Origin of the sequence: Fibrobacter sp. UWH5, from assembly GCF_900142505.1 — a bacterium.
Taxonomy (GTDB): domain Bacteria; phylum Fibrobacterota; class Fibrobacteria; order Fibrobacterales; family Fibrobacteraceae; genus Fibrobacter.
In genome coordinates, this window is sequence record NZ_FRBB01000001.1 from 223,480 (window position 1) to 238,391 (window position 14,912).

Consider the following 14,912-nt stretch of genomic DNA (forward strand, 5'->3'; position numbering starts at 1 on the left):
TGTCTATGTCTGTTGCCGAAATACTTTTTATCGTGGCAGGTCTTCTGCTTGGCTTGGCGTTCCATGGTGGAATGCTCCTGTTCCTGATTCCCTTTGCCATTGTGGCCTTTGTACTGGCCTGGTTGAATCGTCCTCGTCTGGCAGGTGGTCCTAACAGCCAGAATCCGACTAGCAATATTCCCATTATCTCTATCGGGCCCCGATCTACCAACACTAATCCTGTTGTGTCCCCCGATTTGATTTCCGAGTTCCGCAATGATCATGACAGGGCTAACGAACCTGAGGCCGCCTTCAAGGTGAGCCAGGTATGGGCCCGTGCCAATGCTGATATTAACCGTGCCATGACCGACATGCTTTGTGCGTTGAAGGTCATCGTTCCCGGAGTGAATACCGCCATTGTGTTTACCCAGCAGAATAACCCCAGGGAATGGGGTGTTCGCAATTATGTAAACGACAAGGAAATGTCCGTGAATCCCAGCACACGCCTTTCGGAAAGTGGAAGCCTGCTGAGTCAGATGTTCAGATCCGGTGTGAGCCGCATCCTCGAAGGCGATTTGCCTAGTAGCAAGGTTCTGTCGTTCTACCTGGACAATCCTCCGGTGAAGTCTGTGGTGGCTGTCCCTATGCTGGACCATAGCGGCAACCGCGTCGGTATCCTGGTTCTGGATTCCACTGCGCCTAACGCATTTACCGATAAGACGGCCCAGGCCCTGGTTTATATTGCCAAGGCGATTTCCATGCTTGATTACAAGGGCTTCTACTCTGCCCAGAAGCATATCGCCCTGCAGCAGTACGCTGGTCTTTACAACTATCAGCGTAAGTTCTTCCAGACCATGACTGTGAAGGACATCTATAAGCAGATTATCAACTACGTGAAGGCTAACGTGGCCTACGACCGTCTGACGATTCTTGCCATGAATAAGGTGAATGAAAGTGCTGGACGTGTGGTGTACTGCGATGGTATCGAATCCAGTCAGTTCTCCGAGAAGCGTTTTACCCTTTCTGACAAGGGTATCTTCGTGCTGGCCATGATGCGCAACCGTCCGGTGGAACGCAGCTTTACTCCGGGTTACAACGAATATGTGCCCCGCCTTAGCGATAACGAAAAGCGTAACTTGAATTTGCGTCAGCTGTTCGTGATGCCAGTGGCTACCGAAACAGATGCGGCTACTGCAGATATGGCCATCTGCCTTGAAAGCAGCAGCTCCAGACCGTATAGCGAACACGAAAAGGAACTGCTCAAGGCCTTCGCTGGCGTCGCAGGCTTCGCCTACGATCGCGCTCGAAAGTTCGAGCATGGCCGTGACCTGGCCATGCGCGACGGCCTCACCGGTCTTATCAACCACCGCACGCTCCACGAAAGTCTGCGCTCCGAAAAGGTTCGCGCCGACCGCAAGAAGTACAACATCGGCGTTCTCATGATGGACATCGACCACTTCAAGCGCGTCAACGACACCTACGGACATCCCATCGGTGACGTGGTTATCAAGAGCATCGCCGACACCGTCAGCTCCGAAATGCGAAAGGATATCGACGTGGTGGCCCGTTACGGTGGTGAAGAATTCGTGGTGGGCATGGTGGAAACCACGGCTGAAGGTATGATGGAAAAGGCTGAACGCATCCGCAAGGCTGTCGAAAAGCTGGCCATCGACGTCCATCAGACAAAGCCCCTCAAGGTTTCCGTCAGCATTGGCGCCTTCCTGGTCACTCCGGACTTCCACGACATGAAGAAGGCCGTGAACAACGCCGACCAGGCTCTGTATCGCGCCAAGGAAGGCGGCCGTAACCGCGTTGTCCGTTACGAACTTGACGAAGAATCCATGGCTCCCAAAGCATAAAGCCCTTCAGGAGGGAAGATGTTTACTTTAGTTGACTGGCTGGTCCTGGCCGCCTATTTGCTGTTTTCCCTCTTCATCGGCCTGTGGGTTTCCCGCGGCAACAAGAACTTGAAGGAGTACATGCTTGGCGGTGGATCCATGCCCTGGATTGCCGTTGGTATTAGCCTTATCGCCACCTCCGTCAGCGCCACCACATTCCTGGGGGCTCCTGCCGATGTGTATGGCGACAACATGACTTTCCTCATGTTCCAGATCGGCGCCTTCATCAGTATCTTCGTGGTGGGGAAGGTCTTCATTCCCCGATTCCAGAATTCCGGCATTAGTAGCGCCTACGAATTGTTTGAAGTTCGTTTCAGCAGACCGGTCCGTCGTCTGGCGGCCATCTTCTACTGCATGCACTTGTTGCTCCGCACAGGAATTCTGCTGTACGCTCCGTCCCTGGTGCTCGCTCAAATTTTGCACATTGACCTGAAGGTGGCGATTATCGTTTCTGCGGCAGTGGCCATTTTCTACACCTGGTTCGGCGGTATCAAGGCTGTCATCTGGACCGACGTGATGCAGTTCATCGTCTTCTTTGGCGGTGGCGCCTTGGTGCTTCTCATCATTTCCAATTCTGTAGGTGGCCTTGGCGAAATGGCCCGCATGGCAGGGGAGGCCGGCAAGACAAAGTGGTTCGACGGTAGCCTGGATATCTCCAATGCCCGCACCCTGATTTCCGCAGGCTTTGCCTACGCCGTTCTTGAAATCGCCATCCGCGGTTGCGACCAGCAGTTTGTACAACGCTACCTCAGTTGCAAGGACGTGAAGGCGGCTAACCGTTCCAGCGTGCTGTCCATGGTGCTGGGTGTTGTGGTTTCTATCCTATTCTACTGGGTTGGTGCCGCCCTTTATGTTTACTACCAGACGGCCCACGCGGCTCCTCTTCCTACAGGTCTCGGACAGAATGACGTCTTTCCTTACTTTATCGTAAATGGTCTGCCCCAGGGTGTAACCGGCTTGATTGTTGCCGCTATCTGTGCAGCCGCCATGAGCTCTCTTTCAGGCGCCATCAATTCTCTCAGCAATACTTCTGAAAGAGATTTCTTTGGCTGGAAGGAAAATGAAGGCCTGGGCGGTCTCAAGCGCGCAAAGCTTTGGACGGTGCTGTGGGGTGTTCTGGGCGTGTTCGGCGCACTCTTTGCCGCTACCCAGCAGGGGAGCCTTTTGAAGAACGCCGTGTTCTTTACGGGCCTCTTTACAGGACCGCTGCTGGGCATGTTCCTGCTGGCCTTTTTCGCCAATAAACTGTTCGGTGGCGACGAAAGTCCCAAGAAACTTCGTGGCTGGTGCGTCATCATTGCCGTTCTCTGCGGTATGGGTAGCCTGATTCTTGTTCAGGGAATCCCCGCTTTCGGTGTACCTGCAGTTCTCGGCGGAATCTTTAGCTGGCCCTGGATGCCCTTGATCAGCATGACCACTACCATTGTGGTAGCCGTAGGGGTAAATTTCCTGGCTAATATGTTGAATCGCAGGTAAAAAAAGCAAACTTTAAAAAAAAGTTGAAAAAATGGCCCATATCCCTTTACAAGTGAAAAATAAATAGCTATATATGGGCCATCCTCGCGGGAATAGCTCAGTTGGTAGAGCACGACCTTGCCAAGGTCGGGGTCGAGGGTCCGAGTCCCTTTTCCCGCTCTAAAACAAGAGAGCCACTCATTGAGTGGTTCTTTTTGTTTTATCGTAAGAATGGAGTCGGGCGCGAGACCCCTCGGAGACTGCGGACGAACATTCCCTTTTCCCGCCTACGGTGTCCGCGGCTGCGTTTCGTCATACGAAAAGAGGATTCCGTTGCCGGAATCCTCTTTCTATTCTTTAAAGTATGACTTTTTACTTCAGAAGGATCTTCTTGTTCATATTTACGGATTTGCCCGAAATACGAACCATGTAGATTCCTGCCTTGAGGCCTGCCAAGTTGATGGATGCTTCGACCTTGCCGCTCTTTACGACCTGGCCCTGGACGTTTGCAATTTCGTAAGAGGCGCTCTTGATTCCGCTAAAGGAAAGGATTCTGCCAGAAAGGCTTACGTTTGCTGCAGAGACTGCCTTCTGAGAAATGGCGTCTGGGTCTGCGTGATGGTCACAGGAGTTTGCAGACTTTTCTTTCTGGGAAACAGCCTTTTCTCCCTTACAAGTTCCCTTGGGACCGACCTCGAAAATGCGCAATGCGCCCTGGGCGTCGGAAGCCTGTCCGTCAATTTGGAATTTGACCGCGGTTGCCTTTGCAAAAGCTTCAGCACAACTGGAAGCCTTCTGTGCTGCAGGTGTCCACGTGGGTTGGCTGAATTTGCTGAAGTCCAGATCGACCAAAGTCGGGGTGGCTGTTTTGGTTAGCTTGGCTGAACAGGAGGCGTTGCCTGTGCCGTCTGCGTCAATCGTCAATGTGACGTCATTATCTGATGTGTATGTGGCGCAGAGACCCTCGGCGGAGGTTATGTCGAGGGGGGCCTGTGCTGCACCTACAAGGTTGAAGCCCATTCCGACGAAATTGTATGGGTATTCTTCATTTTGACCTGTGGTAGTTGGGTCCACAAGTACATACTTTACAAAGATGTAACCCAAACTGTCGATCATTGGCTGGATGAAAGAGCCGTAATTGCCAGTAGAATCGTAGAGGTACTTAATGTAGGAACCGCCTTTATCGTTGGCACGGTCGTCGTAATCATACCAGTAAGAGGAATTCTCGTAATTGGGTTCCAGGCTTTCTTTTGTGGTGTTGGCGATTTGACTTGTTCCGTTGAACCAGATATCGTTGTTGACGGTTTCTGCCATGGAAACGGCGGATAATGCTGCGACTGCAGCGACAATGATTTTTTTATTCATTTTTGTATCTCCTTAACCATCCCTAAGGTTATACCCTGAGTATACTCTATTTTTGAGAAAAAGCAAGACTTTTGTAAAGAAAAAGTTTAATTTTAGTTTGTAGAAAACTTACGAAAATATTACTTTAGTCTAACTACTTATGATATAAAGAGTTAGCGATTGATGCGTTAAAAATATGCTGTGTTTACAGATTGTTGATAGGCTTGCCGTTGAGGAAAACTCAGAAAATTTTTTGAAAATTTTAAGAAATAACATCCACAAGGGAGTTATGTTTTATTATCTTGTAGGCCACATCTTGTGGTTGGGTGTGGTGCTTGAACACAAGATGTAGTGAAATCGCGAAATAAAAAGTTTATTGTAAGAAATTGGCGTTTTGCTTGAGTATTCAGGAAAAAAGGCGGTTTTGGTAGACTGATTTCGGTGATTGACACGATAGGATTGAAGAGAATATTACGATTTTTGCGGGGCTAGATTCGATATTTTGTGTCGGCTGGCCGAAGGGATGACGATGATTGTTTCTGTTAAGAAGCGCGACGGCAGAGAAATGCCGTTTAATATCGAAAAGATTGCTGACGCCATTGTTAAGGCATTCCGTGCCTCCGGCGAACTTGATGATCAGATCAAGGCCGCGCAGAGCCAGATGAGCCTCCTCGGCAACGATGATATTCTTAACAGCACCGCTCTCAAGGTTTCCGCCGAAGCTGTTTCCCTTTTGGAAGCCAGCGGCAAGAGTTCCCCCGATATTGAAGAAATCCAGGATGCTGTAGAAAAGGCCCTTACAGAAGGCGGCTATGCCGATACCGTTAAGAGCTACATCCTATACCGTGCAGAACGTACCCGTGTTCGTGAAGTGAACACTCGCCTTATGCACACCCTCCGCGACATTACTTTCAGTTCTGCAAAGGAATCCGATCTCAAGCGCGAAAACGCAAATATCGATGGCGATACCGCCATGGGCACCATGCTCAAGTATGGTTCCGAATCTGCTAAGCATTTCTACACCATGATGATGCTGAAGCCGGAACACAGCCGTGCTCACTCCGAAGGCGATATCCATATCCACGATCTGGACTTCTACGCCCTCACCATGACTTGCTGCCAGATCGACCTGCTGAAGCTTTTCAAGAATGGCTTTAATACCGGTCATGGCCACCTCCGTGAACCCAAGGATATCCGTAGCTACGCCGCATTGGCTGCTATTGCCATTCAGTCTAACCAGAACGACCAGCATGGCGGTCAGGCTGTTCCTAACTTTGATTACGCCATGGCCGATGGCGTCCGCATTACTTATCGCAAGGCCTACCTGAACAACATGGTCAAGGCCCTTATGCTTCTGGCTGGCAAGAGCGAAGAAGAAGTTCGCCCCGTAGTCAAGAAGCTTCACGAAGAAATGGCTGAAATGGGAATGGTTGCAACTTTGGTTCCCAACGAACGCTTCGTTGAAACCGAAACACACGAACTTTCCAAGACCTACGGCGTTGAAACTACCATGCATGCCCAGAAGTTTGCCGAAAAGCAGGCTTACGAAGAAACGGACAAGGCTACCTTCCAGGCTATGGAAGCTTTCGTGCATAATTTGAACTCTATGCACAGCCGTGCCGGTGCCCAGACTCCGTTCTCCAGCATCAACTACGGTATGTGTACCGCTCCCGAAGCCCAGATGGTCATGCGCAACCTGCTCCTTACCACTGAAGAAGGTCTGGGTGGTGGCGAAACCGCAATCTTCCCCATCCAGATTTTCCGTGTCAAGGAAGGCGTCAGCATGAATCCGGGTGATCCCAACTATGACCTGTTCAAGTTGGCCTGCCGTGTTTCCGCAAAGAGACTTTTCCCCAACTTCAGCTTCCAGGATGCTCCGTACAATCTGCAGTACTACAAGCCGGGCCATCCCGAAACTGAAATTGCTTACATGGGGTGCCGTACCCGCGTTATCGGTAACTCTGCACGCCCCGATCACGAAATTACCTTCGGTCGTGGCAACCTGAGCTTTACTTCCATCAACCTTCCTCGCATCGCAATCAAGATGAAGAGCCTGGATCTGTTCTACAAGGAACTGGAACGTATGCTGGCTCTGGTCCGCGATCAGCTCCTGGAACGTATGGAAGTCCAGTGCCGCAAGCGCGTCAAGAACTTCCCCTTCCTCATGGGTCAGGGCATCTGGATTGGTTCCGATAAGCTTGGCTGGAACGACGAAGTTCGCGAAGTTCTTAAGGATGGCACGCTTTCTATCGGTTTTATCGGCCTTGCCGAAACTCTGGTGGCTCTCACCGGAAAGCACCACGGCGAATCTGAGGCTTCTCAGCGCCTGGGTCTCGAAATTGTACAGCACATGCGTGAATTCTGCGATAGCGAATCCAAGCGTCTGGGCGTGAACATCACCCTGTTCGCTACTCCCGCAGAAGGCCTCTCTGGCCGCTTCCTCCGTATGGACAAGAAGAAGTTTGGCGTTATTCCGGGCGTTACCGACCGCGATTACTATACCAACTCCTTCCATGTGCCGGTATACTACAAGATTAGCGCATTCAAGAAGATTGAACTTGAAGCTCCGTACCACGCCCTCACCAATGCGGGCCATATCAGCTACATCGAAATGGATGGCGATCCGACCCAGAATCTGGATGCTTTCGAAAAGATCGTTCGCTTTATGGCAAAGTCCGGCATTGGCTACGGCTCTATTAACCACCCGGTTGACCGTGACCCCGTTTGCGGTTACGTCGGCGTCATCAATGACTGCTGCCCCCGTTGCGGTCGCGCAGATGGTCACGCCATCGATCCTCAGAAGATCGAGGAACTTCGCAAGAAGTTCCCGGGCATGCCCGCATTCCTGGGAATTCGCTAGGGCGGTTTTTGGCACGGAATTGGCTATAATGGCCAAAGAGGTTTGAAGGGAACAAGATAAGAGGAAAACGAACTAGGCTTGAATTAGTCAAGGAGAAAAAAATGAGCGAAAAAGAAAAATCCATGTATGGCGAAGGCGTAAGCTTCGAACGTATCCGTCGCATTACCGGTTACCTGGTGGGTACCGTAGATCGTTTTAACAACGCAAAGCGCGCTGAAGTCGCTGACCGTGTCAAGCACGGCTGCTGCGGCGACGCCTAATTGAATGCCTGCGGCATTTCTTGCGTTTTGTAAGGGAACCCGTGGGCTTTTTTTGTATCTTTGAGATAGGGAGCCGTAAATTGTAAAGGCTCCCTGTTGAATATTCGTCGGATGTAAAGGTGCAAAGATGGACTATCAGGAAGAAGATCGTGAAGATTTGGGCTTGCCCGTGCCCGAAGGTTTTGAGGGCAAGAATCTCCGAATTGCTGGCATCGAGGCGGAATCCTTTGTAGACGGTCCCGGCATTCGTTTTTCCATCTTTACCCAGGGCTGTAAGCACCATTGTCTGGAATGCCACAATCCCCAGACCCATGATTTCAATGGCGGCCATTTGATTTCCCTGGCGGAAATCCTTTCCATGATCGAAGAGAACCCTCTGCTGGATGGTGTTACCTTTAGCGGTGGCGATCCTATGGAACAGGCGGCCACTCTGGTTCCCCTGGCCCGCGAAATCAAGGAACGTGGGCTGAATCTGGTCGTCTTCACCGGCTATACTTATGAGTACATCGTCGCGCACCAGGAACAGCGTCCGGATTGCATGGAACTGCTGACCTTTGCGGATATCCTGGTGGATGGGCCCTTCGTTTTGGCCCAACGCAGCCTTAGTCTCAAGTTCCGTGGTTCCAGGAATCAGCGCCTTATCGATGTCCAGAGCAGCTTGACTCAGGGCCGTGCCGTCCTTCATCAGATTCAGCTGGACGAAATGCAGGAACACCCGGATTTATTTGAATAGAAAACCCAGGATTAAATCCTGGGCTTTTTTATTAAGGCTGTGAGTTTAGTTTTCTTTAGTTGAGCTAATCTTGTATGCAGCGGACGGGGCATCCTCCGTTTTTGTCGTAGCTTCCTGTGGTTGCATCAGGGGTTCCAGGTCTACACCACCTTCGATCTTCAAAAGTCTTTCTTTAGAAACGATGATTCGGGATAGGGCTTCTGCACAGGCGTCAATTTGCTGGGTGCGCTGTTCCAAATTGTTCGACATGGTCATGGATCCTAGACGGATTTCTCCTGTCACTTCCATGTAATTCGCTTCGGATTCCGGGAGTTCCACTGCATAGAACTTGCCGCAACTATCATCGAGAATGTCGTTGATAGAAAGCATTTGGCATCGGTCGTTCATGATGCCGATACGGTTAGCCTGCTCAATTAACTTGTTGAGTGCTTCGTTTTCTTCTCCAAGGCATTCCTTTAGTTCAGAAAGGTCGGCTCTTAAGTTTTCAATTTCGGAAGCGTCCTTCACAAATATGGAAACTGTAGGATCGGCAAAAATCGAAATTGCAAAAAAGGCAAAAAGAACCACTCAATGAGTGGTTCTTTTGTTTTCGAGCGGGAAAAGGGACTCGGACCCTCGACCCCGACCTTGGCAAGGTCGTGCTCTACCAACTGAGCTATTCCCGCGGGGTGACCCATATATAGATATTTTTTTGAGGTTTGTAAAGGGATGTGGCGTTTTCTTTAAATTTTTTTTGAGTATTGTCTGCACCTCCGACCCCGAGGGGTCTCGCGCCCGATTCCACCTCATCACGACATAAAAAAGAAAAGACATCCATTCGGATGTCTTTTCACATTTTCGAGCGGGAAAAGGGACTCGGACCCTCGACCCCGACCTTGGCAAGGTCGTGCTCTACCAACTGAGCTATTCCCGCGGGGTGTGCCATATTTAACTATTTTTTTTTAGCTTGTAAAGGGTCTTTTCAGATTTTATTTAATTTTTTTTGAAAAATTATTCTTCCGTGATTTTAAAAGAGTCCGGCAGCTGCAAGGAGAATATCAAAGTGCCGTTTCTCTTTCCGCGAAGTTCAAAAAGACCTGCCTTGGAACACATGAAATTGTGAGGCAAGGGGAGGGGGAGCTTGGCGAACAGGTCTTCCGAAATCAGGAAATCCTGGCCTAACTTTGAACAGAGCGTCTGGATTCGGGCGGTCGTATTCAGAACGTCTCCATGGTATGCCATTTCACTTCCGAAGTTTCCCACCTCAGTGGCGATCACTTGTCCGCAATGGGCCGCAGCCTTAAAGTCTGGGGCAATTCCGTAGCGTCTCAAAAAGCGTCTTTTGGTGTTGTGTAGGCATTCCTTGAAGTCATAGAAGCAGTTCAATGGTCTTGCCCTGCTGCGACAAGCACTTGTTTTCCAGGTAATAAAGGCTCCATCGCCTGCAATCTGATAGATTTCTCCATGATTTTCTTCGCAACAGTTCGATAAAAGCTTGTAGTAGTCTCGAATAAAGTTGCTGTATTTGATGTTGCCCAGTTCTTCACAGATGGTGGTGGAATTCTTCAAGTCGATGAACATGAATACCAGGTCCTCTTCCACTGGATCCTGGTATTTGCCTAGGACCGTGTTGATGAAGACTCTAGATCCGAATTTTTTGTGGACAGAACGGACGAATGTAATCAAGTGGCCCAGGAGGAACAAGCCGACAATCAGAACCTGGTTACCGTGTTCCTTAAATGCGGCCTGTACCTGGCGCAGTGCATTCTCGTTAACAAGACCTTCGCGGCTGTCGATGTACCAGATTAGAATGCAGAGCATCAAGTTGACGCAAATGCTAGACAAGAAAAACCAGGAACGGATTAACAAGGACGTGGCCACGGGGCGGCTGTCCATTTCGTCCTGAAGAATCACCACGTCGTAGATGCCGTGGGACAGACCTGTGAACAGGGACAACTGCAACATGAATAGCAATCTGGTGGGGTCCATGCCGTCGATGTTTCCGTAGGTAGACAAGGCCGTCGCACCCATAGAAACTACAATCCACGACAGGATGTAGAAACAGATCGCCTTGAATTTACGCTGTGTCATGCGTGTCATTGCCATAGGAGTATCCCGGTCAATGAATGAATAACGGCAGGGCCCAGATCATGGCAATGATGACGATGTCTTTGTAGGAGTCGTCCAGCAGAAGGGTTGATGCCAAGAAGAAAATGACGGTAGAAAGCGTCAAAAAGAGAATGAGGGGAAGGCGCTTCCTCATTTTCTTTTTCCAATTCTTCTTTTCGTTATTCTCCATATACCTTATATAATCTAAATTTCAGTGAATGTTTCTCTAAAAGTAGTAGATTCTGTTGTAAAAAAAATGTTTGGACTGTATATTCACATCCCTTTTTGTGCGAAAATTTGCGATTATTGCGATTTTCACGTGATGCCTGCGTTTCCGAAGCTCTATCAGGAGTATACGGATCTACTTTGCCGTGAGGTTGAATTTTTTGATGCCGCCCATCCGGGATTGCTAAAGACGGCGCAAACCTTATACCTCGGTGGGGGAACCCCGTCGATTCTTCCGTTGGACTGCCTGAGCCAGATCTTTGGCTGTTTGAGGTCTTTGGGGGTGGATGTTGACTCCCTAAAAGAAGTTTCCATGGAATTTAACCCGGAATCTACCCGAAAGCATACGGTAGAGAAGGCTTTGGAACTTGGAGTTCGACGTTTTAGCCTGGGGTTACAGACATTTGACGGGAATTTGTTGACTACCATAGGCCGTTCCCACTCTGTGGAAGCGGGTATCCAGGCTCTTGACTTGTTGACTTCTTCCGGCGCTCAGGTTTCTGGGGATTTGATGTTCAATCTTCCCGGTCAGACTGTTAGAAGTTTCCTGAATGATGTGGATCGGCTGTCCGATTTTAACTTGAATCACATCAGTTTTTACGGTCTAACTGTTTCGCCTAGGTCTATGTTAGGGCAAAAGGTGTCAAAGGGGCTGCTGAATATCGATGAAGATTTGTATGAAGAAATGTACTTGAACGGCGTTGAACTTCTTGGTCGAAAAGGATTTGAACGTTACGAAGTCTCAAATTTTGCCCGCCCTGGTTACGAAAGCATCCATAACCGGAACTATTGGTCCCGGGGAGAATATGCCGGTTTTGGCCCGGGAGCCCATAGTTTTTTGGGAAACACCCGTTTCTATGCACCGGAGATGTACCCTCGATGGAGGGATTTTGTCCGTGAGGGGGCACCGGAATCCCGACTTACTACTGATAAATTAAATGATGAGGATGTGCTCATGGAACTCCTCTGGCTGTCATTAAGACAGTCGTCAGGCCTTGATCTTCAAGGATTTAGCTCATTTGGAGTGCGTCTGCCGCCCTCTTCATACGAAAAATGGCTTAAGAAGGGGTTCGTTTCGATGGAAAATCATGACCGCCTAAAGCTTTGCGGCCGAGGTTGGATTTTTATGGATGAAATCGTTACGGACTTGGCTAATTCCTATTCTGAATTGGAATAAATGAAACTGTAAAATAGCGTGAGATTCAAGTCACAAAGGCGTAAACCCCTTTTGCTTTTTCTTAAAAAAAACATATCTTTGTAAAAGAGAATTTGCATAAAGAAGGATGCCTTTTTCTCCTGTTATTGAATTTTGAATTGGATTAGAGGTTTAAGATGCAGTTGTTTAAGTCACATATCTCCGCTATGTGGGCGTTATTGCTCCTGTTGATTTGCTCGACAGCGGCCTTTGCCGAAAATGTAGACTGCGTCAACTACAACAAGAATGACCCCAAGGCAACACCGGACGTCCGCTGCAAGTACGCCCGAATCTGGTCTACCCGAACAGCAGTGCTTTATGTGGTGGATCCGGATTCTGCCATCATGAGAAAGAATGCTATCCCTTACAAGGACTTCCTGGTTTACATCCCTAAGGAAGTTAGCACTGACACTCTGATCGTTACCAAGGCTTCTGACTCCACTCAGATAAAAAATCTCACTCCTGTGAATTCCGGTGCGGATTCTGTTGTCGAAGTCAATATTTATGGCCACTACGCTTATGAGAACTTCCAACTGGGTACTGCAGTCTCCGAATCGGATATCGATCCCATTGTAAGTCTTGTCTATAACTTCTATGCCCCGGAACTGGAATACAGCATTGATGGTAAGGTCATAACCGATGTGTCTAAACTGGACTACAAGGTTGGCGATACTGTAAAAGTTGACGTGCGTGCTGTTATTCCCTATGGCCCCCAGGCTGACAGAACGGACTCCACTCTTGAAAGGACTTTCTTCTTCTCTGCTTTTGGCGATAGCAAATCCCTCAAGTTCCTGAGCCCCAGTGGTTCCGACCTGACCTTGAGTGATGGATCAGTCCGTCTGAAAATCGAAAACGGTAAGTCCAGCTTCCTGGTTGTGGCAACAAAGGCCGTTACCGATGGTTCCACCTTCACTCTTGGTGGCTTTGATGATGGTAAGGACTCCTCTGGCAAGACCAAGTTCCTTGTGGATGAGAAGTTCCCCGGCGAATTGCAGTTCAAGAATCCGGATATGCCTTCTCTGGACGGTGCTGCCATTTATGATACCGATGGTGATGGTATTGGCGATAGCATTGCTACCTGGTTCAGCGGCAATATGGATTCTGTATCTGTGGACAGCTTCTACTACAGCTGGCCTGATGATGAATCTTTCAAGAAGTATTCCGGCGATGTCAAGGAAAATAAGAATGGGGATATCTTTGGCCTGCCCGATGTGAGCGTGAAACTTCAGAAGGATTCCGCTACCGGTGCTGTTAAGGCCTATGTATGTTCCACCTTGGGCAACCGCTGCGATACCCTGAAGACCGATCTGAAGGATAGCATCGGCGCCGCCATCCAGTCTGCATCCCTGATCAAGGGCAATGGCAAGACTGACACCCTGGTTGTCCGTTTCAACAAGGACATGGATGAATCCTGGACTTCTGGTCGTGGCCTGGTCCTGAATGGAGAAGCCATTGATGTCAATGCCGTCAAGAAGGATGGCAATGTCTGGACCTTCGTTGTGAAGACTGGCGTGGTTGAAGTTGGTGACATGATCAAGATTGAAACCGTTTGCGGCAAGGATAAGTGCCCCGACGGCATCCTGACTTCAGCTGACGGTGTGCCTACGTCCAAGAACAATAAGGAAGTTCCTGTTGACAACGCTGGCCGTGTTTATGCAGACAACGAAAACAACGGCTTCTATGATCGAGATGGTGACGGCCGTATGGATAGTGTTTCTCTGGGCTTCAGCACTCCTATTACAGAAGATGACTTGAAGAATCTGGAATTGAAGTTCTACTGGTTGGATAAGGATGGTGATGTTGTTGAAATTGTTCCGACTAGCATCTATGACCTGGTCATTTCTGACGATGGACTGGTGGTTGGTTATGCCCTGGATCCAGATAAGTACAACATCAAGCCGATGCTGACTTCTATTGATTCCGTTTCTTCTAAGGGTAAGGAATATGGCTATGCCAAGCTGATCAATAAGGTTACTATTGACGGCGAAAAGACCGAAGAAGAAACACTCTGTGGAATGCACGACTATATGCCGCCTGTTATTTCCACGACCTTCCTGAATCCCGAGTCTTTCCAGGAAATGGAACCGGATCGCTTTACCGTTACCTTCTCTGAACCCATCGATTATAAGAACTTTAACTTGACCGATGACTGCCTCGCCTTCTATGTGGATGGGGAATGGGTCCATTACGACTTGAGTGACGCTCAGTGGAGTAACGATGGACGTACCGTTACCTTTATGATGGAAGCAGGAACTGATCTGACTAGCCGTATGAATCCTGCAGATTCTGTTCGCTTTGACAACTTCACTTCTGGCTTGAAGGATCTCGAGGGCAATAACGTTGCCGAAGTCACTCCTCCTGTGATGGTGAAGGGCGATCCTCGTGTGGTTATGAAGACAACCTCTATGGCAGACTTGAACCGCATGGAAGAACTGAGCGAAAGAGCAAAGCCCTTTACTCTTGACCATGTGGAATCTGAACTGAGCGAAGAACAGAAGGCTTCTCTGGGTGTCCTGATGGATGTCAGCTTTGCAACCATTATGAAGAATGGTTCTGATGGAGTATCCAAGGTGGATATCGATAAAATCGGATTGAAGTGGGAATTGTATGTGTATACAAACCTTGGCGCATATGTTGGACACGCCTCGGGCAAGATTGATTGCGACGATCCGTTCTTTGACGGCAATTGCCTTGAAAATCCGGATAAGTTGTATGTCCGCTGGAATATGCGTTCCGACAATGGCCGTAAGGTTGGCGTCGGTATCTATTTGGCAAAGTTTAATATTCGCGTGTACGGCGCAGAGGAAGATTTTAAAGTTGAAAGAGTCTTTAGATGGGGCGTTTCCGCAACTAAGCACTAGGGACGATTTCAGAG

Annotated in this window: 11 protein-coding genes and 3 tRNA genes; 8 read left to right on the plus strand and 6 right to left on the minus strand. The window is 49.1% G+C overall.

What is annotated here, in order from left to right:
• The first annotated feature begins 5 nt into the window (after window positions 1–5).
• The 3 genes from BUB38_RS01015 to BUB38_RS01025 all read left to right on the plus strand — a co-directional run bounded on the left by BUB38_RS01015 (window position 6) and on the right by BUB38_RS01025 (window position 3,512).
• On the plus strand, window positions 6–1,838 hold the full coding sequence (locus BUB38_RS01015) for a diguanylate cyclase (protein ID WP_073155836.1): 1,833 nt from the start codon (window positions 6–8) through the stop codon (window positions 1,836–1,838).
• Window positions 1,839–1,856: 18 nt separating this feature from the next.
• Entirely contained in the window at window positions 1,857–3,353 is a 1,497-nt protein-coding gene (locus tag BUB38_RS01020; protein WP_073155839.1) for a sodium:solute symporter, read from the plus strand.
• Between the two features lie 86 nt (window positions 3,354–3,439).
• Window positions 3,440–3,512 (plus strand) — tRNA-Gly (locus BUB38_RS01025).
• A 192-nt stretch (window positions 3,513–3,704) separates the two neighbouring features.
• Here the strand turns inward: BUB38_RS01025 and BUB38_RS01030 are convergent.
• Window positions 3,705–4,697 (minus strand): T9SS type A sorting domain-containing protein, encoded by a 993-nt coding sequence (locus tag BUB38_RS01030; protein WP_073155842.1) that lies wholly within the window; start codon window positions 4,695–4,697, stop codon window positions 3,705–3,707.
• Between the two features lie 508 nt (window positions 4,698–5,205).
• Between BUB38_RS01030 and BUB38_RS01035 the strand changes: the two genes are divergently transcribed.
• The 3 genes from BUB38_RS01035 to nrdG all read left to right on the plus strand — a co-directional run bounded on the left by BUB38_RS01035 (window position 5,206) and on the right by nrdG (window position 8,529).
• Window positions 5,206–7,536 carry an anaerobic ribonucleoside triphosphate reductase gene (locus tag BUB38_RS01035; RefSeq protein WP_073155845.1) on the plus strand — a complete coding sequence of 777 codons (2,331 nt, stop codon included), beginning with the start codon at window positions 5,206–5,208 and terminating at the stop codon, window positions 7,534–7,536.
• A 101-nt stretch (window positions 7,537–7,637) separates the two neighbouring features.
• A complete protein-coding gene (gene nrdD / locus BUB38_RS01040; protein ID WP_073155847.1) occupies window positions 7,638–7,796 on the plus strand; it encodes an anaerobic ribonucleoside-triphosphate reductase in 159 nt (52 codons plus the stop codon).
• Between the two features lie 127 nt (window positions 7,797–7,923).
• Complete coding sequence (gene nrdG, locus BUB38_RS01045) at window positions 7,924–8,529, plus strand: anaerobic ribonucleoside-triphosphate reductase activating protein (protein WP_083541819.1); 606 nt, start codon at window positions 7,924–7,926, stop codon at window positions 8,527–8,529.
• A 45-nt stretch (window positions 8,530–8,574) separates the two neighbouring features.
• Here nrdG and BUB38_RS01050 read toward each other — a convergent pair whose 3' ends face one another.
• The 5 genes from BUB38_RS01050 to BUB38_RS16210 form a co-directional block, all read right to left on the minus strand.
• On the minus strand, window positions 8,575–9,096 hold the full coding sequence (locus BUB38_RS01050; RefSeq protein ID WP_073155850.1) for a hypothetical protein: 522 nt from the start codon (window positions 9,094–9,096) through the stop codon (window positions 8,575–8,577).
• Window positions 9,097–9,121: 25 nt separating this feature from the next.
• Window positions 9,122–9,194: transfer RNA gene (locus BUB38_RS01055), tRNA-Gly, on the minus strand.
• Between the two features lie 175 nt (window positions 9,195–9,369).
• Window positions 9,370–9,442, minus strand: a tRNA-Gly gene (locus tag BUB38_RS01060).
• A gap of 77 nt (window positions 9,443–9,519) precedes the next feature.
• Entirely contained in the window at window positions 9,520–10,614 is a 1,095-nt protein-coding gene (locus BUB38_RS01065) for an adenylate/guanylate cyclase domain-containing protein (protein WP_073155852.1), read from the minus strand.
• A gap of 13 nt (window positions 10,615–10,627) precedes the next feature.
• Window positions 10,628–10,771 (minus strand): hypothetical protein, encoded by a 144-nt coding sequence (locus tag BUB38_RS16210; RefSeq protein WP_158535411.1) that lies wholly within the window; start codon window positions 10,769–10,771, stop codon window positions 10,628–10,630.
• 102 nt (window positions 10,772–10,873) lie between these two features.
• Between BUB38_RS16210 and hemW the strand changes: the two genes are divergently transcribed.
• Both hemW and BUB38_RS01080 read left to right on the plus strand, forming a co-directional pair.
• Entirely contained in the window at window positions 10,874–12,019 is a 1,146-nt protein-coding gene (gene hemW, locus BUB38_RS01075) for a radical SAM family heme chaperone HemW (RefSeq protein ID WP_073155858.1), read from the plus strand.
• 155 nt (window positions 12,020–12,174) lie between these two features.
• Window positions 12,175–14,898 (plus strand): hypothetical protein, encoded by a 2,724-nt coding sequence (locus BUB38_RS01080; protein WP_139258146.1) that lies wholly within the window; start codon window positions 12,175–12,177, stop codon window positions 14,896–14,898.
• Window positions 14,899–14,912 lie beyond the last annotated feature (14 nt).

What these genes read in the sequence shown, in the direction of transcription:
- nrdD (WP_073155847.1), top strand. Translation starts at nt 7,638, where the DNA reads ATGAGCGAAAAAGAAAAATCCATGTATGGCGAAGGCGTAAGCTTCGAA.
- nrdG (WP_083541819.1), top strand. Translation starts at nt 7,924, where the DNA reads ATGGACTATCAGGAAGAAGATCGTGAAGATTTGGGCTTGCCCGTGCCC.
- BUB38_RS01030 (WP_073155842.1), bottom strand. Translation starts at nt 4,697, where the DNA reads ATGAATAAAAAAATCATTGTCGCTGCAGTCGCAGCATTATCCGCCGTT.
- BUB38_RS01020 (WP_073155839.1), top strand. Translation starts at nt 1,857, where the DNA reads ATGTTTACTTTAGTTGACTGGCTGGTCCTGGCCGCCTATTTGCTGTTT.
- BUB38_RS01065 (WP_073155852.1), bottom strand. Translation starts at nt 10,614, where the DNA reads ATGGCAATGACACGCATGACACAGCGTAAATTCAAGGCGATCTGTTTC.
- BUB38_RS01080 (WP_139258146.1), top strand. Translation starts at nt 12,175, where the DNA reads ATGCAGTTGTTTAAGTCACATATCTCCGCTATGTGGGCGTTATTGCTC.
- BUB38_RS16210 (WP_158535411.1), bottom strand. Translation starts at nt 10,771, where the DNA reads ATGAGGAAGCGCCTTCCCCTCATTCTCTTTTTGACGCTTTCTACCGTC.
- BUB38_RS01035 (WP_073155845.1), top strand. Translation starts at nt 5,206, where the DNA reads ATGATTGTTTCTGTTAAGAAGCGCGACGGCAGAGAAATGCCGTTTAAT.
- BUB38_RS01015 (WP_073155836.1), top strand. Translation starts at nt 6, where the DNA reads ATGTCTGTTGCCGAAATACTTTTTATCGTGGCAGGTCTTCTGCTTGGC.
- hemW (WP_073155858.1), top strand. Translation starts at nt 10,874, where the DNA reads ATGTTTGGACTGTATATTCACATCCCTTTTTGTGCGAAAATTTGCGAT.